This is a genomic window from Plantibacter sp. CFBP 13570 (genome assembly GCF_014841395.1).
GTDB classification, from domain to species: domain Bacteria; phylum Actinomycetota; class Actinomycetes; order Actinomycetales; family Microbacteriaceae; genus Plantibacter; species Plantibacter auratus.
The window spans coordinates 34,131-56,299 of sequence record NZ_JACYTW010000001.1; the positions used below are offsets into that span (position 1 = coordinate 34,131).

Sequence of the window (22,169 nt, forward strand, 5' to 3'; positions counted from 1 at the left end):
AGCCCTGGGCACCCGCACGATGGGTCCTGCCCTACTCTTCGAGGTAGGGCTGGCTATACCTTTCGGTGCCGCTGGCGATGCCCGGCGTGGGGGATCCCTAGGCTGGACCCATGACGACGGCGAGTCACGTGTGGAAGGCGATGAGGTTGCCCCCGTGGCGCTTCGTTCTCAGCCGCTGGCCGTGGCGGGCACTCATCTACCTGATGCTGAGTATGCTCGTTGGAGCAGCTCTCGTCCCGCTTGTGATCTTCACATTCCTACTGTTGCCGTTCTGGGGTCTCGTCCTCGGATCCATGGAGCGCCGACGCACACGCCTTCTCGGGTTCCCCGTGCAGATGAGCGACCACGCCACGGTCGATGCCAGCGAGCGTCACCACTGGATCAACATCCGCCTCACAGAACGTGCGACGTGGCGCGAGGCACTGGCGCTCATCTGGGACCTTGTCTGCGCTCTCCTCGCACTCATCGTGCTGTTTTTCGAGACCATCACACTTCTGGCGCTCGGCATGGTCGCTGCCGCCGGTATCACCGGACCCACACCGACCCAGTTCTTCGGAGACGCCGAAGGGGTCATGACCCCCACAAACTGGTGGCCAGTCGCGCTCATCACCCTCGTCGTGCTGATCCTGTTCGGCTACATCAACGCGTGTCTCGCAACTGGTCAAGCATGTGTGTTGCGACTCCTGTGCGGGCCGAAAGCACGCGGCGTCGACGCGAACATCCAGCGTCTCATCAACTCGCGCCGTGCTCTCGCCGAGTCGTCAGACGCGGAGCGCCGTCGCATCGAACGGGACCTGCACGACGGCGTACAGCAAGAACTCATCGCACTCGGCGCACGACTGGGAATGATCGGCCTCGAAGTGGACGAGCTCGCCGCGAGAGGCACTGACACCACTCAGCTATTGCGAGCGGTCGACGAAGCCCAGGTTCAGGCGGAGCATGCGATGACGACCCTCCGTGACACGGTCCGCGGGATCCACCCTTCAGTACTCACCGATTACGGACTCCGCGCGGCCCTCGAGGAGCTCGCTGAGCGCAGCGACATTCGAGTGACCGTCGAAGGGAACCCCAGAGTTCACCTCCCCGCCGCACACGAGACCACCGTCTACTATCTGGTCGCAGAGGCCCTCACGAACATCGCCAAGCACGCATCCGCCTCCTCCGCCGTGGTCGCCACCGGCACCGATGGCAAGACGTTCATCGTCACCGTGACCGACAACGGAACAGGCGGTGCCGACAAACGGAACGGAACCGGACTACGAGGACTCACCGAACGTGCAGAGGCTCTCAACGGTCATCTGAAAGTCACAAGCCCCGCCGGCGGACCCACCGTCCTGCGAATGGACCTCCCCCTACCCGAAGAAGGGAACGCCTTGCATGCGAATACTGATCGCTGAGGACTCAGCGCTACTGCGTGAAGCACTCATCGCTCTGCTCGAGCGGCTGGGCCACACGGTGGTGGGCGCCGCCGAGACGGCACCCCAGCTGGAGGAAGCGTACGCGCGACTGGACAGTGCTCCCGACATCATCATCACCGACGTCCGCATGCCACCCGGGAACAAGGACGACGGCCTGCGGGCCGCCCTTCGCATCCGGGAGCAGCACCCGCACCAGCCGATCCTCGTCCTTTCGCAGTACCTCGCGGACATGAACGCCCGCCGTCTCCTCACACTGCCCGAAGGGGCCGTCGGGTATCTGCTCAAGGACCGCATCAACCGGGTGCGTGACTTCGCCGGCGCACTGCAGAACATCGCCAGCGGGGGGACGACTATCGACCCTCATGTGGTCCAGCACCTCCTCAGCAGCGCACACCCCGGCCCGTTGGATACGCTCACGCCACGGGAGACCGAAGTCCTCATTCTCATGGCGGACGGCCAATCAAACGCCGCCATCGCCGAGAAGCTCGTGCTCAGCGACCCCGCGGTCGGCAAGCACGTCGGACGCATCTTCCAGAAGCTCGGCCTGAGCCCCGTAGATGAGAACCGGCGTGTGAAAGCAGTGCTCACGTACCTGCAAGCATCACGTACCCCCTGATCTCCCCGACAGCGCCGCAGAAAGAGGCGCGATGTTCCTGGAAAGACTCACGCCGTCATCTTCAGCGATACTCGTGGGGAACCGCTGAGTGGAAGAAGGCCTACGGTCAGCGCAACCAGGTCGAGTCTGTGAACAAGGGCATCAAGCACAGGAAGAAGTTCTCCGCCACGAACCTGGCTAATGTTCGGCCGGCAACAGTCGGCGCGCTCGCACCTCCCGCGTAGTCCGAACGACTCGCTTGAAATCGAAAAGCAAGACCGAACAGCCCCTCAAGAGGCTATTCGTCGTGGACACAGAACGCGGCGAGCGCGGATCCGCGCTCACGAACCACGCTGAGGCCCGAAAATGAAGCGGCGGTTGCCTCGATTTTCACCGAGGCAACCGCCGAACTCGCATTTCATGAACTGATTCGCGTTTCTACGTGAACCCGCCCTGGTGCGCGAGGCGGGACTTGAACCCGCACGCCCTTTCGAGCACTGGCACCTGAAGCCAGCGCGTCTGCCAATTCCGCCACTCGCGCGAGACACCAGACGTCACCGCTCTCGCGGCAACTTATCGAGGATAGCACGCGGAACCCGCGCGGTAGAACACCGGAGATCCGCGCCAAGGCAGGAGGAAACGGGTCGGACGGCCATGCGCCGATGCTGATCTCCTGCTGCCGAGCGGGTGAACACCTGGCGTCGGCGCCCGCGTCGATTGGCCTCGTGTGCAGGCAAACCGTCTAACATTGCCTGGACACCGACACGAATCGAGAGACCGTGGGCATTCTGGACAACTTCGAGAAGGGACTCGAGCGCGCCGTCAACGGCGCCTTCGCGAAGACCTTCAAGTCCGGACTCCAGCCGGTCGAGATCACGAGCGCGCTCCGACGCGAGCTCGATACCAAGGCCGCCGTCGTCTCCCGCGACCGCATCCTCGTGCCGAACAAGTTCACCGTCCGCATGTCGCCCACCGACTTCGAGCGCATGGACGCCATCGGCCCCTCCCTCATCGACGAGCTCGGTTCGCTCGTCCAGAAGCACGCCAAGAGCCAGGGGTACTCCTTTCCGGGTGCCGTGACCATCAAGCTCTCCGGCGACCGCTCCCTCCCCGACGGCCTCGTGCAGATCGACAGCGTCAACCTCAAGGGCTCCGTCACCTGGGCACCCGTGCTCGATATCGGCGGTAAGCGCTACCCGATCACGCAGGCCCGCACGGTCATCGGCCGCGGTACCGAGGCTGACATCACGATCCCCGACACCGGCACCTCACGGAAGCACGTCGAGATCCTCTGGGACGGCAACGCCGGTCAGGCGCGCGACCTCGGCTCGACGAACGGCTCGAAGCTCAACGGCCAAGCCTTCCGCCAGGCGGCCCTCTCCCCCGACTCCGTCATCGAGATCGGCCGCACCAGGATCGTGTTCCGGGTGGTCGCCAAGGCCGGCGAATCCGATCGCCAGATGAGCGACGCGACCCGACGTCACGATGTGTCGTCGTTCGGCGACTCGTGGGGGAACGGCGCGTGAGCGAACTGACCCTGCTGGTCCTCCGCATCGGCTTCCTGCTCCTGCTCTGGACGTTCGTCTTCGGCATCGTCTACGCCCTCCGCACCGATCTCTTCGGACCGCGCGTCCGGAAGCCGCAGCAGCAGTCGTCGAACGGAGCTCCGGCCACCCCACCGCAGCCGATGCGCGCCGCGACCGCCCCGGCCCCCAGTCGGCCCGCCGCCGGTGGATCGAGCGGCACGCCTCCGCGCGCCACGGTCGACAACACCTCGCGCCTCGTCATCGTGTCCGGCCCCAAGCAGGGCACCGAGCTCCCGCTCGGCCGCGAGCCGATCACCATCGGTCGTTCAGCGGACTCCGGCCTCATCATCCGCGACGACTACACGTCCACGCATCACGCACGCCTCATGCTCTGGAACGACGAGTGGATGGTCCAGGACCTGGATTCCACCAACGGCACCTTCCTCGCAGGCAAGCGCGTGAGCGTCCCGACGCAGATCCCACTCGACACCCCCGTCAAGGTCGGCCAGACCAGTTTCGAGTTGCGGCGGTAACCCGGTGACGACCAGCGGCGCCGGCGCAGCGCTCTCCCACGTGGGTAAAGTGCGCTCAAACAACCAGGATTCCGGCTACTCCGGGCATCACCTGTTCGTCGTCGCCGACGGCATGGGTGGCCACGCCGGCGGTGACGTCGCCTCGGCGATGGCACTCAACCGCATCATCGAGGCCGACGAACCGTATCCGTCCTCCGAAGCCGCTGAGGCGACGCTTCAGTCCGCGATCCTCGCGGCGAACTCCATCCTGGGCGACACGGTCTCGAAGCACCGCGAGCTGACGGGCATGGGCACCACGGTCTCCGCGCTCGCGGTCATCGGCAACGAGGTCGCCATCGCCCACATCGGCGACTCCCGCATCTACCTCTTCCGTGAGGGCGAGCTCAGCCAGATCACGGTCGACCACACCTTCGTCCAGCGCCTCGTGGACTCCGGCCGGATCACGGCCGAGGAAGCGATGGTCCATCCCCGCCGATCGGTGCTGATGCGCGTCCTCGGCGACGTCGACGCCTCCCCCGAGATCGACACGATGACGCTCGGGACGCAGCCGGGTGACCGCTGGATCCTCTGCTCGGACGGTCTGTCGGGCGTGGTCGACGAGACGCACATCACCGCGACCCTCACCGAGCAGCTGTCGGCGCAGCGCACTGCCGAGAAGCTCGTCCGGCAGAGCCTGGACCGCGGTGCACCGGACAACGTCACCGTCGTGGTCGTCGACATCGTCGACGAGCCGGTGAGTGACGGTGAGCCCGTCGTCGTCGGTTCGGCCTCGAAGCCCGTGGCCTTCGCGCTCACCCCGTCGGTGAAGAAGCCGTCGCTCATCCCCAACAGCTGGCTGCACCCGGGGCGGGTCACCTCGCTCGGCAACTCGCACTTCGAGCCCGCCTCCGAGGATTACCTCGACGAGCTCATCGAGGAGGACGAGCGCCGCGCGAGACGTCGGCGCATCACCTGGCTCGTCGGTCTCATCGTGGTCATCGTCGCGATCGTCGGTGGTGTCGTGCTCGGGTACGCGTGGACCCAGACCCGCTACTTCGTCGGCGGCGACGAAGACACGGTGGTCATCTACCAGGGCATCCAGCAGGACGTCGGCCCCATCAAACTCTCGAACGTCAAGGAGGACACCGGCATCCCGCTCGGCTCGCTCTCCGACTTCGACCGCCAGGCCGTCGACCAGACCATCAGCGCGTCCTCGTTCACCGAGGCCCTCGACATCGTGAAGCGATTGCGGGTGACCGATGACCAGTGACGTCGCAGCCCCCATCCAAGCCGACACCGGCGTCATCAAGACGATGCGCCGACTCCGGCTGCCGAAGAAGCTCCGCAACCTGGAGCTCGCGCTCCTCATCTTCGCGTTCGCCATCAACGCGGTCGCGGTCATGCTCGTGCAGCTCGGCGCCCTCGGGCACCTCGACTTCGCCCTGATCACCTTCGGCTCGGGCCTGTCACTCCTGGTCCTCGCCTTCCACATCGTGCTGCGCTACACCGCGGCGGAGGCCGACCCCTTCCTGCTACCGATCGCCACCGTGCTCGGCGGCGTCGGCATCGCTGAGATCTACCGGATCGACATCGCCCTCGGCGACTCCGGTTGGGCAAGCGCCGCGGTCCGACAGATGGTGTGGAGTGCGATCGCGATCGCCGGCGCCATCGCCGTGGTCCTGATCATCCGCAACCACCGCGTGCTCTTCAAGTACACGTACATCGCCGGCCTCTTCGCCTTCGTCCTCCTCCTGCTTCCCCTGCTGCCGGGCATCGGTCGGGAGGTCAACGGCGCCCGCGTCTGGATCGGCATCGGCGACGCGGTCACCTTCCAGCCCGGCGAGATCGCGAAGATCGCTCTCGCGGTCTTCTTCGCCGGTTATCTCGTGCGCACGCGCGACAGCCTCTCGATGGTCGGCAAGAAGTTCCTCGGGATCCAGTTCCCCCGTCTGCGCGACCTCGGCCCGATCCTCGTGGTCTGGGCGATGGCGATGGGCGTGATCGTCTTCCAGCGCGACCTCGGAACCGGTCTGCTCTACTTCGGCATGTTCCTCGTGATGCTGTACGTCGCGACGAGCCGCGCCAGCTGGATCATCATCGGCCTGACGATGTTCTTCGCCGGTGCGTTCATCGCCGGCCAGACCCTCTCCTACGTCGCCGGTCGGTTCCACAACTGGTGGGACGCCTTCAACCCGGAGGTCTTCGACCGCGACGGCGGCAGCTACCAGCTCGTGCAGGGCATCTTCGGCCTCGCCCACGGCGGACTGCTGGGCACCGGGCTCGGCCAGGGCATGCCCGAGATCACGCCCGTCCCGCAGAGCGACTACATCATCGCCAGCCTCGGTGAAGAGCTCGGCCTGGCCGGCCTCTTCGCGATCTTCGCGCTCTACCTGCTGCTCGTCTCGCGGGGCTTCCGAGTCGGCTACGCCGGTACCGACGACTTCGGCAAGCTCCTCTCGATCGGCCTGGCGTTCACCGTCGCGCTGCAGGTCTTCGTCGTCGTCGGCGGCGTGACCCGCATCATCCCGCTCACGGGGCTCACCACACCCTTCCTGGCGGCCGGCGGGTCGTCGCTCGTCGCGAACTGGATCATCATCGCCGTCCTGCTCCGCATCTCCGACACGGTCCGAACCCAACCCAAGGCGGTGGTCTCATGAATCGCGAACTCAAGCGGGTGAGCATCGTCGTCCTGGCGATGTTCCTGGCGCTCTTCGGGTCGACCACGATCATCCAGATGTTCCAGGCCGACACCCTCAACGCCGACGGTCGCAACACCCGGACGCTCTACGACAGCTACCGGACGGAGCGAGGTCCCATCCTGCTCACGGACGGGACCGCCATCGCCTCGTCGGTCGCGAGCGACGACGAGTACAAGTACCAGCGCGTCTACGCGAACGGACCGCTGTACGCGCCGGTCACCGGCTACTTCTCGCCCACCCAGGGCTCGTCCGGTCTCGAACTCGCGACGAACGACCTCCTCAGCGGCACGTCGAACTCCCAGTTCCTCGACTCCATCAACCGGCTCATCTCCGGCCAGGCTCCGAAGGGTGCGGCGGTCGAGGTCACCTTGGACCCCGTCGTTCAGCAGGCCGCCTTCGACGCGCTCGGCGACCAGGAGGGCGCGATCGTCGCCATCGAGCCGAAGACGGGCAAGATCCTCGCCTCGGTGTCGAGCCCCGGCTACGACCCGAACGTCCTGGCCAGCCACGACAACGCGGCCGTGCTCGACGCCTATCGGACCCTCGACGACGACGACCGCCAGCCGCTCCTCAACAAGGGCGTCGACGGCGACCTCGATCCGCCCGGTTCCACGTTCAAGCTCGTCACCGCGGCCGCGGCGTTCGCCTCGGGCGACTACACGCCGGAGTCGGAGTTCCCGAACCCCTCCACCTACACGCTGCCCGGGACGAGCACCGTCATCCGCAACTCCGAGGGCGGAAGCTGCGGCGGCGGGGCGACGGTGTCCATCGCGACGGCCGTCGAGCTCAGCTGCAACATCCCGCTCGCGGAGCTCGGCGTCGAACTCGGCTACGAGAAGATCCGCGACATGGCGCAGAGCTTCGGCTTCAACATGGACGTCAACATCACCGGAACGGGACTCAACCCCATGCCGATGCAGCCGAGCACCTTCCCGAACGCGCTGAGCGACGACCAGACCGCCATGGCCGCCTTCGGGCAGTACACCGTGCGGGCCTCGGCGCTCCAGATGGCCATGGTCTCGGCCGGTATCGCGAACGGTGGCATCGTCTGCAACCCGCAGCTGGTGAACCGCGTCGTGAACCCCGATCTGAGCGTCCTCAAGGAGTTCGAACCGGCGCAGCTGTCGCAGCCGATCTCGAGCTCGGTGGCCAAGGAGATCACGGACATCATGGTCCAGGGCGTCCAGAGCGGTGCTGCGACTAATGCAAGAATAGATGGGGTCGATGTGGCTGGAAAGACAGGCACGGCACAGAACGGATCCGACGATCCGTACACGCTGTGGTTCACCGGTTTCGCGCCTGCGGACGACCCGAAGGTCGCTGTGGCGGTCGTTGTTGAAGATGGCGGTGGACTCGGACAGGACGGTTACGGCAACCTCGTGGCCGCTCCGATCGCGAAGAAAGTACTAGAGGCGGTGCTGAACAAATGAGACCGACAGCCGGGCTGACCTTCGGGGGTCGCTACGAACTGCAATCTCGCATTGCGATCGGTGGCATGGGCGAGGTGTGGCAGGCCACTGACCTGGTCATCGGCCGGACCATCGCCATCAAGATCCTCAAGGACGAGTACATGGGGGACCCCGGGTTCCTCGAGCGGTTCCGTGCCGAGGCACGGCACGCCGCACTCGTGAACCACGAGGGCATCGCCAACGTCTTCGACTACGGCGAGGAGGACGGCAGCGCGTTCCTCGTCATGGAACTCGTGCCCGGTGAGGCCCTGTCCACCGTGCTCGAGCGGGAGCGTGTCCTGCCCACCGACAAGGTGCTCGACATCGTCGCGCAGACCTCGTCGGCACTCCAGGCCGCGCACGCCGCAGGCCTCGTCCACCGTGACATCAAGCCGGGCAACCTGCTCATCACGCCGGACGGCCGCGTCAAGATCACCGACTTCGGCATCGCCCGGATCGCCGACCAGGTGCCGCTCACGGCCACCGGTCAGGTCATGGGCACCGTGCAGTACCTCTCGCCCGAGCAGGCGAGCGGGCACCCCGCCTCACCGTCGACGGACATCTACTCGCTCGGCATCGTCGCGTACGAATGTCTCGCCGGACGCCGTCCGTTCACGGGCGAGTCGCAGGTCGCCATCGCGATGGCGCAGATCAACGAGCAGCCGCCGGAGCTCCCCGTCACGATCGCCGAGCCGGTCCGCCGGTTCGTCATGTCGATGATCGCGAAGAACCCGGTCGACCGTCCGGCATCGTCCGCCCACGTCGCGCGCGCCGCTCAGGCACTCCGTCGAGGCGACCTCAACGCCGCGGCCGCAGCCGTGCCGATGATCCTCGGTGGGGCCGGCGACGCCGCGACCACCGTCATGGAACAGACCCGCCGGATGCCCGCAGCCGACGACGCGACCACGCAGTTGCTGTCCGCCGCCGAGGCGGACCAGCTCGAGGACGACGTCGAGGGCGAGGGCGAGAAGAAGAAGCGCAGCAAGTGGACCTGGCCGCTCATCGGTCTGGTCGCGTTGCTCGTCATCGTGCTGGTCGGTTCGCTGATCGCCGTGTTCGCCAACCAGGGCAACGATGCCGGGGGCACCACGCCACCGCCGACGACGTCCGCGGCGCCGAAGCCGACGAAGACCCCGACGCCCACACCGACGCCCACGCCCACGGTGTTCCCGATCAACCTGAGCGACCTCCAGGGCCGGTCCTTCGACGAACTCAACACGATCTTCAGCGCGCCGCCGTACAACTTCAGCGTGTCGAAGAACGTCGGCAATGCCGCGACCTCGCCGGAGCAGGTCAACACGGTGTACGACGTCAACCCGACGGGTAACGTGAAGACCGGGTCGGCGATCACCCTCACCGTGTACGGGGAGATCGCGGTCATCGACCCGCCCACGGAGGCGCCGAAGTTCGACCAGTCCGTCCTCAACGACGCTGGTCAGCTCGAGATCCCGAAGGATGCCGCGTCGACGACGATCCGTGTCGACTGGCTCGCGGTGCAGAACGCCTGCCCGACCGGAACCGACTTCCTGGGCTACACCGTGACGGTCACCGGAGGTACGTTCCAGAACAACGCCTCGGGTGAGTTCGACGCCAACACCACGTTCGGTACGGTCACCGTGGACACCCCCGGATCCCTGTCGGCGACGTACGCGGTACGGTGCAGTACAGGCACATCGTCGGGTTCCCCCGCACCGTCGCCCATCACCGTCGTCAAGGCGACTTCCTAGTACCGCTTCGAGTGCTCTCAGGGGCATCCCTGAGAGCACTCGAAGCGTGCCCGGGTAAGCTGTTAGTGTTTGTCCTCCAAGCGAATTCAGGGGTGGTACGTGGCTGACGATCAACGCCTGCTCGCAGGCCGATACGTCGTCGGCGACCTCATCGGTCGCGGGGGCATGTCCAACGTCTTCCGCGGCGTCGACACCAAGCTCGGCCGCACCGTCGCCATCAAGGTCCTGAAGTCCACGCTCGCCACCGACCCCGCATTCCGCTCCCGTTTCCGTCAGGAGGCGCAGGCCGCCTCACGGATGGCGCACCCCACGATCGTCCGCGTCTACGACGCCGGCGAGGAGCGGGTGAAGGACGGCTCCGGTCACGACCTCATCGAGCCCTTCATCGTCATGGAGTACGTCGAAGGACGCATGCTGAAGGACCTCATCGCCGAGGGCCCCGTTGCGTCCGAGGAGGCGGTGCGCATCGCGCACAGCATCCTCACCGCGCTGGAGTACTCCCACCGAGCCGGCGTCGTGCACCGCGACATCAAGCCGGGCAACGTCATGATCACCACGGCCGGCGACGTCAAGGTCACCGACTTCGGCATCGCGCGCGCCGTCTCCGATTCGTCCACGACGGTCGCCCAGACGACCGCCATCCTCGGCACGGCCGCGTACTTCTCGCCCGAGCAGGCCAAGGGCGAAACGGTCGACGCGCGGACCGACCTCTACTCCACCGGCGTCGTCCTCTTCGAGATGCTGACGGGCAAGGCGCCCTTCCGCGGCGACACCGCCGTCGCCGTCGCGTACCAGCACGTGAGCGAGCGCCCGGTGAAACCGAGCTCGATCAACCCGAAGGTGTCGCCGGCACTCGACCAGGTCGTCCTCCGAGCCCTCGCGAAGGATCGCTTCGAGCGGTACCAGAGCGCCGTCGAGTTCCGTGAGGACCTCGACGAAGCCGGAGCCGGCCATGTCCCGGTCCGACGCGACGACCACGACTCGCTGTTCGGCCCATCTCCGACGGCGGCGTCCAGCACCGAGCAGGCGATCCGTCAGCTCACCTCTGACGACACCGTGACGCGTACTCAGCGCCGGCCACCGGTCGTGTGGATCTGGGCCGCCATCGCCGGTATCGCCGTCATCCTGTTCTCGCTCGTGTTCTGGGTGGTGCAGCTCCCGCCCGCGACAAGCATCTCCACGGACTCCCGAGAGGTGCCGGATCTCGTCGACGCCACGTGGGAGAGCGCGAACAGCACGATCGAGCAGCTCGAGCTCGTCCCCACCAAGTTCGACGAAGCGAGCAGCGACTACGATGCCGGGCACGTCATCCGCACCGACCCGCCAGGCGGCACCACGGTCACGAAGAACACGCAGATCAAGGTCTACGTGTCGACCGGTCGCGCTCAGGTCGAGGTACCCGACGTCACCAACCAATCCTCCGAGGCCGCGTGGGCCGCGGTCACCGCTGCCGGCCTCACCCAAGGCTCCGTGACCCGCGAGAACTCGCCGACCGTGCCGGCAGGTGTCGTGCTGCGGATGGATCCCGGAGCGGGTACCTCCGTCGACCAGGGGTCCACGGTGAACCTCGTCGTCTCCAGCGGGAACGTCACGCTGACGGACGTCGTCGGGCAGCCACTCCTCGACGCGACGAACTACCTGCAGGATGCGACGAGGCAGTTCACCGTGCAGCCGCAGGCCGACGCGACGTGCAAGGCCGTCGCCGGCGACCCGGTGACGGCCATGTCACCCGCACCCGGCGACATTCCGCAGAAGTCCGTCATCACACTCACCTACTGCACCGGTCCGTAGGCTCTCCGGTCCCTGAGCCTGTCGAAGGGCCTACCGGGTCATGAGCGGACTGAGCCCTCGTGCCCGCTCATGCGCACCGGTGAGCCCGGCCGTCTCGAGCCAGTTCGCCAGGAGCTGGTAGCCGCCCTCGGAGAGCACCGACTCCGGGTGGAACTGCACGCCGTGGATCGGGGCGTCACGATGGCGGAGGCCCATGATGACGCCGCCGGTCGTCCGGCTCGTCACGACGAGCTCCTCGGGAACGCTGCCGTCGACGACGGCCAGCGAGTGGTACCGGGTGGCGTTGAACTGCTGCGGGATCCCGCGGTAGAGGGCACTACCGTCGTGTTCCACGAGCGAGCTCTGCCCGTGCATCAGCTCGTCGGCGGTGTGCACGGTCGCTCCGAACGCCTCGGCGATCGCCTGGTGGCCGAGGCACACCCCGAGGAGCGGTGTCCCGGTGCGGTACGCGGCGCGCACGGTGGCCAGCGAGATCCCGGCGTCACCGGGCCGGCCGGGTCCGGGCGAGACGAGCACGCCGTCGAACTCGAGGATCCGCTGCTCGAGGTCGTCGAGCGCGATGCCGTCGTTCTGCACGACGAGGGTCTCTGCACCCAGTTGTTCGACGTACCCGTTCAGCGTGTAGACGAAGCTGTCGTAGTTGTCGATGACCAGGACTCGGGTCATTCGTCGCCGACGGTCACATTCTGATCGACGATGAACGAGTCCACGTAGGGGAACACCCACGTGAAGAGGGCGGCCACGACCGCCACGAACAGGACGACGAGGATGATGATCCTCAGCCAGACGGGTCCGGGCAGGACCCTCCAGAGTGCGCCGTACATCGTCAGCCTCCAGCGGCCGCGACGGACGCGGCGATCTCGGCGGGCGGCCCGGCGGACAGCGGCTGCCAGGACTCGTACACCGCGTAAGCGATACTGCGTTCCGCCGTCGAATAGAGCGGGTTGCAGGTGGTCAGGGTGAGGATGCGCTGCGTGGGTGCGACGCCGTCCACCTGGGGGACGGGGTTGAGGACGTCCACCTGGGTGGGCAACACGTAGGTGATGTTCCGGAACACGTAGGTGTAGTAGCCGTCGGCCGTCTGGACGTAGACCTTGTCGCCGATCTGCAGGTCGCTGATCAGGGTCATCGCGCCGCCGTAAGCCTTGCGGTGACCGGCGACGACGAAGTTGCCGACCTCGCCGGGCATCTGGGTGCTCGGGTAGTGACCGACGCCGAGGTCGAAGCTGTTGAGGACGGTCGCGGTGTCGACACCCTCGGCGACGACGCGGCGGTAGTCGGCACCGTACCGCGGCACGTAGAGCACCGCGAACGGGTCGCCCGGCGCGGGGCGGGCGGTCACGGGCGGCTCACCGTAGTTCGGCGCGCCGGTCGCATCGACGGTCGGTTCGGGTGCCGGAGCGGTCTCGGCGTTCTTGATCCACTCCTGCGACTGGTTCGACGCGGCGTTCGCCTGGCTGCCGGCCATGATCATGTCGTTCCACCAGAGCTGCCAGGCGAGGAACAGCAGGACCACCATGCCCGCGGTGATGAGCAGCTCCCCGGCCACCCCGAAGACGCTGATCCGGTGCTTCGACGGCGCTCTGCGCTCAGCGGCGCGCGCGCTCGCTCGCGAAGGTAGGTCGTCGGTCACGCATGGATTCTACCGAGAAGAACCCGGGATCGGCTGATCCCCAAGGCACCGATTGGGGTGAACAGGTAGAATGTCGGCATGGCACGCACGAAGTCACGAAGCAAACCGTCCCGCGAACCCGAGCAGACGAGCGGCGAACCCGCACCGAACGCGGTCTGGTTCAAGCCGGTCATGTTCGGCTTCATGCTCCTCGGCCTCGCTTGGATCGTCGTCTACTACTTGAGCGGCACGCTGCTCCCGATCCAGTCGCTCGGCCCATGGAACATCCTCGTCGGCTTCGGCATCGCTTTCATCGGCTTCCTCATGACCACCAGGTGGCGCTAGCCTCTCTCACTTCACGTCGTGCACAGCGGGTCGTCCTCTCGGACGGCCCGCTGTTTCGTTGTACTCGGGATCCGGCGTATCGAGTTCTCCACAGGAATGTGGAGAACTTCCGAGTTATCCACATGCCGGTGTGGAGAACCGCAGGGAGTCCCGGAAACACGGGGAACCACACCGGTGTAATTATCCCCAGTGTTCATAACTCTGTGGATAACTCGAGAAACCTTCAACGTCTGCTGCACGGTTGTGGCGCGCCGCCGGGCGCACCACTGGTCGACGCTGATCACCGGGCGGTACCCGGTCACCGGGCCGAACCCGGTCACCGAGCCACACCGGGTCACCGAGCCAAACCCGGTCACTGAGCCAAACCCGGTCACTGAGCCTGTCGAAGTGCGGTCCCGCTCAGAGCAGGGCGGGCAGGAGGCTGGCGCCCACGAGGACGACGCTCAAGACGCCGATCAGGACTGCCTGGAGGGGCTGCTGCGTCCGCTTGCGGGTGTTGACGAGGATGAGGCCGATGAGGGCGCCGCCGACGAGCCCGCCCAGGTGGGCCTGCCAGGCGATGTTCACGCCGGGGATGAAGCCGATGACGAGGTTGATGCCCAGGAGCACCAGCAGCCCGCGGGTGTCGGCACCCATGCGTCGCTGGATGACGAGGAACGCCCCGAGGAGCCCGAAGATCGCGCCCGAGGCGCCGACGACGGCCGTCCTCGGGTCGGCGAGGAACAGGACACCGACCGAACCGGCGAACCCGGCGACCAGGTAGAGCGCGAGGAACCGCCAGTGCCCGAGCATCGTCTCGAGGATCCGGCCGAAGATCCAGAGCGTGTACATGTTCAGCAGGATGTGGAAGATGAACCCCTGCGAGTGCACGAACACGGCGGTCAGCATCCGCCAGGGCTGGAAGGCACCGTACGACGGGTCGGAGTACACGCCGGCGTAGAGGAGCGCGTTCGTGACGCCGAGCCCGGGGATCCACTGCAACAGGAACACGAACGCCGTCACGGCGATGATCGCGTACGTGACGATGGGGGAGGAGTTGCTGATCCTCGCGCCGAGACGGTTGCGGGGGGCGCTCTGTCGTTGCGCCTTCATGTCCTCCGGACAGATGAAACCGACTGCCCCGGGCGTCTGGCACTCTCCACAGATCGTCCGACCGCAACGCTGGCAGAGCACGAAGCTCTGTCGGTCGGGGTGGCGATAGCAGAAGTTGGCCGACGGATCCCGGGGCAGGGTCACGGTCTGTCCTCCGAGCGGGGCCTAGGCCTCGGAGATGGTGACGCTCTCGAGGACGACGGGCTCGATCGGCTTGTCGCCGGCACCGGTCGGGACGGCCTGGATGGCGTCGACGACCGCGCGGGACTCGGCGTCGGCGACCTCACCGAAGATGGTGTGCTTGCCCTGGAGCCACTGCGTGGGAACGGTGGTGATGAAGAACTGCGAACCGTTCGTGCCCTCGACGGCGCCCGTGATGGCGTTGCGGCGCTTGCCGGCGTTCGCCATGGCGAGGATGTAGGGCTCGTCGAAGTTGAGCTCCGGGTGGATCTCGTCGTCGAAGTTGTAGCCCGGGCCACCGGTGCCGGTTCCGAGCGGGTCGCCGCCCTGGATCATGAACGCCGGGATGATGCGGTGGAAGATGAGGTCGCTGTACAGCGCGTCGTTCCGGGTCTGGCCCGTCTTCGAGTCCGTCCACTCGCGCCCGCCGGTCGCCAGGTCGGTGAAGTTCTTGACCGTCTTAGGAGCGTGGTCCCCGAAGAGGTTGACCTTGATCTCACCGTGGTTGGTGTGCAACGTGGCGACTGCGGTGTGCTTTGACATACTCCCAATTCTTGCACAAGGGTTCGGGACTCTCGGATGGTATCCAGGGGTCTAAGTGGCAAGATGGAGGTTACGTTGTTGCCGCGATCATTGGAGATGACCACATGAGCCTGTCACGCAAGCGCCGGAAAGAGCTCAAGAAGCTCAAGGGTTCCGCTGCCGACCTCTGGGACTCCCAGCAGGATGTCCTGAACCACGCCAACGAAGTCGCTCGTGAGGTGAGCCGTCAGCTCGGGAACTTCTCGAAGGAGCAGGTGGTCCCCGTCGTGCGCGACACCTACGAGCACCGCGTCGTCCCGACGGTCGACCGGGGGATCAAGGTCTCCCGCAACGCCGTCGACGGCGTGCGCAAGGGCATCTCGGATGGCGTCGTCCCCGCTGTCGGTGGCGTCGTCGGTACGGTGCTGAGCATCGGCGACATCGCCAAGGACACCCGCGTGCAGGCGGCCCTCCGTCGCCTCCACGTCCCCGAGCAGGTGCTGCCCGCCAAGAAGGGCGCGAGCGCCGGTACCGTCATCGCGATCGGCCTCGGCGTCCTCGCCGCTGCCGGTGTCGCCTACGCCGTCTGGCAGACGTTCCGCGCAGACGACGAGCTGTGGGTCTCCGACGAGGAGCCTGCCGCTTCCTGATCTCGCTTCGCACGACGCAGCCCCTCGCCGGTTCCGACCGGGGAGGGGCTTCGTGTTGTGACGGCTGTGCTCAGATGAGGCCGGCGAAGCGTCGTCCGACGTCGACGAGGCTGACGCGGTCGAGTGAGCCGACCTCCTCGAGCGGGTACCACGCGGCGTAGTCGGTGCTGCCGTCGGCCTCGTAGGTCAGCGTGCCGCCGGTGAGGTGCGCCCGGTAGACGATGCGCAGCGTGTGGAGCGGCCCGGTGGCCGTCGTGCTGAGGCGACGCTCCGCCGGCACGACCTGCGAGTCGACGCCGATCAGGTCGTCGAGCTCGGCGTGGTAGCCGGTCTCCTCGAACACCTCGCGGACCGCAGCATCGGCCGGGTCCTCACCGGGGTCGATCCCGCCGCCCGGGAGCGTCCATCCGCTGTGTCCGCTCTCGTTCCAGTGGGAGAGGAGCATGCCCCGTTCGTCGACGATGACGGCATATGCAGCGACGCGGATATCCATGCCGCCAGCCTAACCGCCGGTCCCCGCGACAACGGAGAACGCCCCCGGCGTCTGCCGAGGGCGTTTCTGGACTGTGGAGCCTGGGAGAATCGAACTCCCGACATCCTGCTTGCAAAGCAGGCGCTCTACCAACTGAGCTAAGGCCCCGGATGGAGCAGATCCGGGGATCCGATCCAATCGGTGTGTTACTGGTCGTGCAGGGTGGGGCTACCAGGACTTGAACCTGGGACCTCTTCGTTATCAGCGAAGCGCTCTAACCGCCTGAGCTATAGCCCCGTTTTGAACCTTGTTGAGACTACCCGATTCCCGCCGCAACTCATAATCGAGCGGCGCCGCACGGGGCGGCGCCGACCCGAAGGAGCGTCAGTTGTTGGTGAACCCGACGAGGAGGCCACCCGTGATCTTCACGCTGAGGTTGTAGAGCCCCGCGAGAAGGGCTCCCATCAGCGTGATGACGATGAGGTTGAGCAGCGCCACGATGCCGGCGAAGGCCATGACCTGCGGCAGGTTGACGTACTGGAGGATGTTGTTCCCCGGGCCGGCGATGTCGGTGAACAGGCCACCGACCTTCGTGAAGACACCGGTGGTGTTGAGCACCGTGTAGACGAGGAAGAAGAACACCACGATGACCACGGCGACCGCGATCGCCGCCAGGAACGACAGCTTCACCGCCGACCAGAAGTCGATGTACACCAGCTTCAGGCGCACCTGCTTGGTGCTGGTGCGTTTGGTCGACTTCTTGGCCAACTTCTCTGCGACGCTACTGCTCATCTACTTCTTCCTTCATCGCCGGAGTCTCGTCCGGCACGGATGCCTCGGGTTCTGCACCCTCCGTGGCGGCTGCGTCTGCAACCGTCTCCGGAACATCCTGGGTCTCAAGGTTTCGGTCACTGTTCTTGGCCAGCGCGATGATTCGGTCGCTCTCCGCGAAACGTGCGAAGACGACGCCCATCGTGTCGCGCCCCTTCGCTGGAACTTCGGCCACGGCAGACCTTACCACCTTGCCACTGGCAAGAACCACAAGGACCTCGTCGCTCTCGTCGACGATCAACGCGCCCGCGAGCGTGCCTCGATCGTCGTTCAGCTTGGCCACCTTGATGCCCAGACCGCCGCGGTTCTGGCCGCGGTACTGGTCGATGTTGGTGCGCTTCGCGTAGCCGCCCTCGGTCACGACGAAGACGAACGCCTCGCGTTCCTCACCCTCGACTGACGGCAGCACCGACGCCGAGAGCAGCTTGTCGTCGTCGCGGAAGTGCATGCCGATCACGCCGCTCGTCGCTCGTCCCATCGGCCGCAGGGTCTCGTCGCTCGCCGTGAAGCGGATCGACATACCCTTGCGGGACACCAGCAGGACGTCGCTGTCGTTCTCCACGAGCAGTGCGGAGGTGAGCTCGTCGCCCTCGCGCAGGTTGATCGCGATGATGCCGCCCGAGCGGTTCGTGTCGTACTCCGAGAGCGCCGTCTTCTTGACGAGGCCGTCGTGTGTCGCGAGGACCAGGTACGTCGCGGCCTCGTAGTCGCGGATGTCGAGGATCTCGGCGATCTCCTCATCCGGCTGCATGGCGAGCAGGTTGGCGACGTGCTGGCCCTTGGCGTCGCGGCCGGCCTCCTGCAACTCGTAGGCCTTCGCGCGGTACACGCGGCCCTTCGTGGTGAAGAAGAGGAGCCAGTGGTGCGTCGTCGTCACGAAGAAGTGGTCGACCACGTCGTCCGCGCGCAGCTGGGCACCCTTGACACCCTTGCCACCGCGGTGCTGCTGACGGTAGTTGTCGCTCCGCGTGCGCTTGATGTACCCGCCGCGGGTGACGGTGATGACCATCTCCTCTTCGGGGATCAGGTCTTCCATGTTCATGTCGCCGTCGAAGCCGAACATGATCTCGGTGCGGCGGTCGTCGCCGTACTTGTCGACGATCGCGGTCAGTTCCTCGCTGACGATCTCACGCTGGCGGACCGGCTTCGCGAGGATGTCCTTGAGGTCGGCGATCTGCGCTTCGATCTCGGCGGCCTCGTCGATGATCTTCTGACGCTCGAGGGCGGCGAGACGACGCAGCTGCATGTCGAGGATCGCGCTGGCCTGGAGCTCGTCGATCTCGAGGAGGTCCATGAGGCCCGTGCGCGCCTCGTCGGCGGACGGCGAACGGCGGATGAGCGCGATGACCTCGTCCAGGGCGTCGAGCGCCTTCAGGTAGCCGCGGAGGATGTGTGCGCGCTCCTCCTTCTTGCGGAGTCGGAACACGGTGCGGCGGACGATGACCTCGACCTGGTGCGTCACCCAGTTGGTGATGAACCCGTCGAGCGGCAGCGTGCGCGGGATGCCGTCGACGATCGCGAGCATGTTCGCGCCGAAGTTGTCCTGCAGCTGCGTGTGCTTGTAGAGGTTGTTGAGGACGACCTTCGCGACCGCATCGCGCTTCAGCACGATGACGAGCCGCTGGCCGGTGCGACCGGAGGTCTCGTCGCGGATGTCGGCGACGCCGCCGAGACGGCCCTCCTTGACGAGGTCGGCGATCTTCAGCGCGAGGTTGTCGGGGTTCACCTGGTACGGGAGCTCGGTGACGACGAGGCAGGTCCGGCCCTGGATCTCCTCGACGTTCACGACGGCCCGCATGGTGATGGAACCGCGACCCGTGCGGTAGGCGTCCTGGATGCCCTTGATACCGAGGATCTGCGCGCCGGTCGGGAAGTCCGGCCCCTTGATGCGCTGCATGAGCGCCTCGAGGAGCTCTTCCCGGCTGGCCTCGGGGTTCGCCAGGTGCCACAGGGCACCGTCGGCGACCTCGCGGAGGTTGTGCGGCGGGATGTTCGTGGCCATGCCGACCGCGATGCCGACGGAACCGTTGACGAGGAGGTTCGGGAAGCGCGCCGGCAGGACGACCGGCTCCTGGGACTCGCCGTCGTAGTTGGGCTGGAAGTCGACGGTCTCCTCGTCGATGTCGCGCACCATCTCCATGGCGAGTGGGGCCATCTTCGTCTCGGTGTACCGAGGGGCGGCCGCGCCGTCGTTGCCCGGTGAGCCGAAGTTGCCCTGGCCGAGCGCCAACGGGTACCGAAGGCTCCACGGCTGGACGAGGCGGACGAGCGCGTCGTAGATGGCCGTGTCGCCGTGCGGGTGGAACTGACCCATGACGTCGCCGACGACGCGCGCGCACTTGGAGAACGAGCGGTCGGGGCGGTAGCCGCCGTCGTACATCGCGTAGATCACGCGGCGGTGGACGGGCTTCAGACCGTCGCGGACGTCGGGCAGGGCGCGGCCGACGATGACGCTCATCGCGTAGTCGAGGTAGCTGCGCTGCATCTCGAGCTGCAGGTCGACCTGGTCGATCCGTCCGTGCACGCCGTGGTCCTCGTCCGGGACCGTGATCTCGTCGTTGGTTTCGTCTGCCATGTGTCTACTGACTCTTTCGATTGCGGAGCTGAACGATCTTCGCTCCCCGAGCTTGTCGAGGGGCTATGTCGGGGCCGGACGGTCCTCGAGGCTGTCGCACTTCGACAAGCTCAGTGACCGGGCCGGCTAGATGTCGAGGAAGCGGACGTCTTTCGCGTTCTTCTGGATGAAGGTCCGGCGGGACTCCACGTCCTCGCCCATGAGCGTGGAGAAGATCTCATCGGCAGCCGCGGCGTCGTCGAGGGTGACCTGGAGGAGCGTCCGCGTCTGCGGGTCCATCGTGGTCTCCCACAACTCCTTGTAGTTCATCTCGCCGAGACCCTTGTAGCGCTGGATCCCGTTCTCCTTCGGGATGCGCTTGCCCGAGGCGACACCGTCGGTGAGGAGGGCGTCGCGTTCGCGGTCGCTGTACACGTACTGGTGGTCGGCGTTCGACCACTTCAGGCGGTAGAGCGGCGGCTGCGCGAGGTACACGTATCCGAGGTCGACGAGCGGGCGCATGTAGCGGAACAGGAGGGTCAGCAGCAGCGTCGTGATGTGCTGGCCGTCGACATCGGCATCGGCCATGAGCACGATCTTGTGGTACCGCACCTTGTCGGGGTTGAAGTCCTCACCGATGCCGGCACCGAAGGCCGTGATCATGGCCTGGACCTCGTTGTTCGCGAGCGCGCGGTCGAGGCGTGCCTTCTCGACGTTGAGGATCTTGCCACGGAGCGGGAGGATCGCCTGGGTCTCCGGGTTGCGCCCCTGCACGGCGGAGCCGCCTGCGGAGTCACCCTCGACGATGAAGATCTCGGACAGCGACGGGTCCTTCGACTGGCAGTCCTTGAGCTTGCCGGGCATGCCGCCACCCTCGAGGAGGCCCTTGCGACGGGCCGTCTCGCGGGCCTTGCGGGCGGCGAGACGAGCGGTCGCGGCCTGCAGCGCCTTCCGGATGATCTCCTTGGCCTGGTTCGGGTTGCGGTCGAACCAGTCGTTGAGCTGCTCGCTGACGACCTTCTGCACGAACGCCTTCGCCTCGGTGTTGCCGAGCTTGGTCTTCGTCTGGCCCTCGAACTGCGGCTCGGAGAGCTTCACGGAGATGACGGCGGTGAGGCCCTCGCGGACGTCGTCGCCGGAGAGGTTGTCGTCCTTCTCCTTGAGGATGCCCTTCTCACGTGCGTAGCGGTTCACGAGCGTGGTGAGCGCCGCGCGGAACCCTTCTTCGTGGGTGCCACCCTCGTGCGTGTTGATCGTGTTCGCATAGGTGTGGACGCTCTCGTTGTACGCCGTCGTCCACTGCATCGCGACCTCGAGCGCGATCTTGCGCTCGGTGTTCTCCGACTCGAAGGAGATGATCTCGTCGTGGACGAGCTCGGCACGCTTGGCCTTGTTCAGGTACTCGACGTAGTCCTCGAGACCGCGCTCGTAGAAGAAGACGTCCTTGCGCTGCGAGTGTGCCGCCGAGTTGTCGTCGACGTCGTCGGCCTCGATGGCGTCGCGCAACGGACGCTCGTCGGCGAGCTCGATGCGGAGGCCCTTGTTGAGGAAGGCCATCTGCTGGAAGCGGGTCCGGAGCGTCTCGTAGTCGAACTCCGTCGTCTCGAACGTCTCGGCGGACGGCCAGAAGGTGATCGTGGTGCCCGTCTCGGAGGACGGCTCGTCCTCGTGGAGCGGGGCGTCGGGGACACCGTGCTGGAAGCTCTGGCGCCAGACCGAACCCTGACGACGGACCTCGACGGAGAGGCGCGTGGACAGTGCGTTGACGACGGACGAACCGACGCCGTGGAGCCCACCGGAGACCGCGTACCCGCCGCCGCCGAACTTGCCGCCGGCGTGCAGGATGGTCAGGACGACCTCGACGGTCGACTTCTTCTCCACCGGGTGGATGTCGACCGGGATGCCTCGACCGTTGTCGATGACGCGGACGCCGCCGTCCTCCAGGATGGTCACGAGGATCGTGTCGCAGTAGCCGGCGAGGGCCTCGTCCACGGAGTTGTCGACGATCTCGTAGACCAGGTGGTGCAGACCACGTGGACCGGTGGACCCGATGTACATACCGGGCCGCTTCCGGACGGCTTCGAGACCTTCGAGAACCTGGATGGCACTTGCGCCGTAATCAGAGTCTTGGGCGTGCGTGTTGGGTTCTGATGTCATAGGAAAAGAGGGCTCCAAACCGTCGAGATTCGACCGTT

General features: G+C 66.3%; 20 protein-coding genes and 3 tRNA genes. 11 read left to right on the forward strand and 12 right to left on the reverse strand.

The window, feature by feature from the left end:
• Positions 1-110 precede the first annotated feature (110 nt).
• On the forward strand, positions 111-1,397 hold the full coding sequence (locus tag IFT89_RS00150) for a sensor histidine kinase (protein WP_202937899.1): 1,287 nt from the start codon (positions 111-113) through the stop codon (positions 1,395-1,397).
• Positions 1,378-2,034, forward strand: a complete 657-nt coding sequence (locus IFT89_RS00155) for a response regulator transcription factor (protein ID WP_124767844.1) — start codon at positions 1,378-1,380, stop codon at positions 2,032-2,034. The genes IFT89_RS00150 and IFT89_RS00155 overlap by 20 nt, the downstream gene beginning before the upstream one ends.
• Before the next feature lie 433 nt (positions 2,035-2,467).
• Here IFT89_RS00155 and IFT89_RS00160 read toward each other — a convergent pair.
• Positions 2,468-2,554, reverse strand: a tRNA-Leu gene (locus IFT89_RS00160).
• 238 nt (positions 2,555-2,792) lie between these two features.
• Between IFT89_RS00160 and IFT89_RS00165 the strand changes: the two genes are divergently transcribed.
• The 7 genes from IFT89_RS00165 to pknB all read left to right on the forward strand — a co-directional run bounded on the left by IFT89_RS00165 (position 2,793) and on the right by pknB (position 11,716).
• Entirely contained in the window at positions 2,793-3,539 is a 747-nt protein-coding gene (locus IFT89_RS00165; RefSeq protein WP_202937900.1) for an FhaA domain-containing protein, read from the forward strand.
• Positions 3,536-4,072 (forward strand): FHA domain-containing protein FhaB/FipA, encoded by a 537-nt coding sequence (locus tag IFT89_RS00170; RefSeq protein ID WP_064294019.1) that lies wholly within the window; start codon positions 3,536-3,538, stop codon positions 4,070-4,072. Before IFT89_RS00165 ends, IFT89_RS00170 begins: the two co-directional genes overlap by 4 nt.
• A gap of 4 nt (positions 4,073-4,076) precedes the next feature.
• Positions 4,077-5,321, forward strand: a complete 1,245-nt coding sequence (locus IFT89_RS00175; protein ID WP_202937901.1) for a Stp1/IreP family PP2C-type Ser/Thr phosphatase — start codon at positions 4,077-4,079, stop codon at positions 5,319-5,321.
• Positions 5,311-6,708: an FtsW/RodA/SpoVE family cell cycle protein gene (locus IFT89_RS00180; protein ID WP_079704333.1), complete on the forward strand. Its 1,398-nt coding sequence runs from the start codon at positions 5,311-5,313 to the stop codon at positions 6,706-6,708. The genes IFT89_RS00175 and IFT89_RS00180 overlap by 11 nt, the downstream gene beginning before the upstream one ends.
• Positions 6,705-8,180 (forward strand): peptidoglycan D,D-transpeptidase FtsI family protein, encoded by a 1,476-nt coding sequence (locus IFT89_RS00185; protein ID WP_071261991.1) that lies wholly within the window; start codon positions 6,705-6,707, stop codon positions 8,178-8,180. The genes IFT89_RS00180 and IFT89_RS00185 overlap by 4 nt, the downstream gene beginning before the upstream one ends.
• The gene (locus IFT89_RS00190; protein WP_202937902.1) at positions 8,177-9,925 is read left to right on the forward strand and encodes a serine/threonine-protein kinase; all 1,749 of its coding nucleotides are present in this window, start codon (positions 8,177-8,179) and stop codon (positions 9,923-9,925) included. The genes IFT89_RS00185 and IFT89_RS00190 overlap by 4 nt, the downstream gene beginning before the upstream one ends.
• Before the next feature lie 99 nt (positions 9,926-10,024).
• Positions 10,025-11,716 (forward strand): Stk1 family PASTA domain-containing Ser/Thr kinase, encoded by a 1,692-nt coding sequence (pknB, locus tag IFT89_RS00195; RefSeq protein ID WP_137242927.1) that lies wholly within the window; start codon positions 10,025-10,027, stop codon positions 11,714-11,716.
• 30 nt (positions 11,717-11,746) lie between these two features.
• Here pknB and IFT89_RS00200 read toward each other — a convergent pair whose 3' ends face one another.
• From IFT89_RS00200 to IFT89_RS00210, 3 genes are read right to left on the reverse strand one after another with little or no spacing between them, the layout of a single operon-like run.
• Complete coding sequence (locus IFT89_RS00200) at positions 11,747-12,382, reverse strand: anthranilate synthase component II (RefSeq protein ID WP_137242928.1); 636 nt, start codon at positions 12,380-12,382, stop codon at positions 11,747-11,749.
• Positions 12,379-12,540, reverse strand: a complete 162-nt coding sequence (locus tag IFT89_RS00205) for a hypothetical protein (RefSeq protein ID WP_162852296.1) — start codon at positions 12,538-12,540, stop codon at positions 12,379-12,381. Before IFT89_RS00205 ends, IFT89_RS00200 begins: the two co-directional genes overlap by 4 nt.
• Before the next feature lie 2 nt (positions 12,541-12,542).
• Positions 12,543-13,349 (reverse strand): class E sortase, encoded by an 807-nt coding sequence (locus IFT89_RS00210; RefSeq protein ID WP_137242929.1) that lies wholly within the window; start codon positions 13,347-13,349, stop codon positions 12,543-12,545.
• Positions 13,350-13,427: 78 nt separating this feature from the next.
• Here IFT89_RS00210 and IFT89_RS00215 point away from each other — a divergent pair, with 78 nt between their 5' ends.
• Positions 13,428-13,673, forward strand: coding sequence for a cell division protein CrgA (locus tag IFT89_RS00215; RefSeq protein WP_064294026.1), 246 nt, complete (start codon positions 13,428-13,430; stop codon positions 13,671-13,673).
• Positions 13,674-14,072: 399 nt separating this feature from the next.
• Here IFT89_RS00215 and IFT89_RS00220 read toward each other — a convergent pair whose 3' ends face one another.
• On the reverse strand, positions 14,073-14,765 hold the full coding sequence (locus IFT89_RS00220; RefSeq protein WP_240043993.1) for a rhomboid family intramembrane serine protease: 693 nt from the start codon (positions 14,763-14,765) through the stop codon (positions 14,073-14,075).
• Positions 14,766-14,930: 165 nt separating this feature from the next.
• A complete protein-coding gene (locus IFT89_RS00225; RefSeq protein WP_064294028.1) occupies positions 14,931-15,488 on the reverse strand; it encodes a peptidylprolyl isomerase in 558 nt (185 codons plus the stop codon).
• A 104-nt stretch (positions 15,489-15,592) separates the two neighbouring features.
• Here IFT89_RS00225 and IFT89_RS00230 point away from each other — a divergent pair, with 104 nt between their 5' ends.
• Complete coding sequence (locus IFT89_RS00230) at positions 15,593-16,117, forward strand: hypothetical protein (protein ID WP_079704327.1); 525 nt, start codon at positions 15,593-15,595, stop codon at positions 16,115-16,117.
• Positions 16,118-16,187: 70 nt separating this feature from the next.
• Here IFT89_RS00230 and IFT89_RS00235 read toward each other — a convergent pair whose 3' ends face one another.
• The 6 genes from IFT89_RS00235 to gyrB all read right to left on the reverse strand — a co-directional run bounded on the left by IFT89_RS00235 (position 16,188) and on the right by gyrB (position 22,131).
• Positions 16,188-16,610 carry an NUDIX hydrolase gene (locus tag IFT89_RS00235; RefSeq protein WP_079704326.1) on the reverse strand — a complete coding sequence of 141 codons (423 nt, stop codon included), beginning with the start codon at positions 16,608-16,610 and terminating at the stop codon, positions 16,188-16,190.
• A gap of 74 nt (positions 16,611-16,684) precedes the next feature.
• A tRNA-Ala gene (locus tag IFT89_RS00240) sits at positions 16,685-16,757 on the reverse strand.
• Between the two features lie 55 nt (positions 16,758-16,812).
• Positions 16,813-16,886, reverse strand: a tRNA-Ile gene (locus tag IFT89_RS00245).
• A gap of 87 nt (positions 16,887-16,973) precedes the next feature.
• Positions 16,974-17,381: a DUF3566 domain-containing protein gene (locus IFT89_RS00250; protein ID WP_056010202.1), complete on the reverse strand. Its 408-nt coding sequence runs from the start codon at positions 17,379-17,381 to the stop codon at positions 16,974-16,976.
• Complete coding sequence (gene gyrA, locus IFT89_RS00255; RefSeq protein ID WP_079704324.1) at positions 17,371-19,995, reverse strand: DNA gyrase subunit A; 2,625 nt, start codon at positions 19,993-19,995, stop codon at positions 17,371-17,373. The genes IFT89_RS00250 and gyrA overlap by 11 nt, the downstream gene beginning before the upstream one ends.
• 126 nt (positions 19,996-20,121) lie before the next feature.
• Positions 20,122-22,131: a DNA topoisomerase (ATP-hydrolyzing) subunit B gene (gene gyrB / locus IFT89_RS00260; RefSeq protein WP_064294034.1), complete on the reverse strand. Its 2,010-nt coding sequence runs from the start codon at positions 22,129-22,131 to the stop codon at positions 20,122-20,124.
• Positions 22,132-22,169 lie beyond the last annotated feature (38 nt).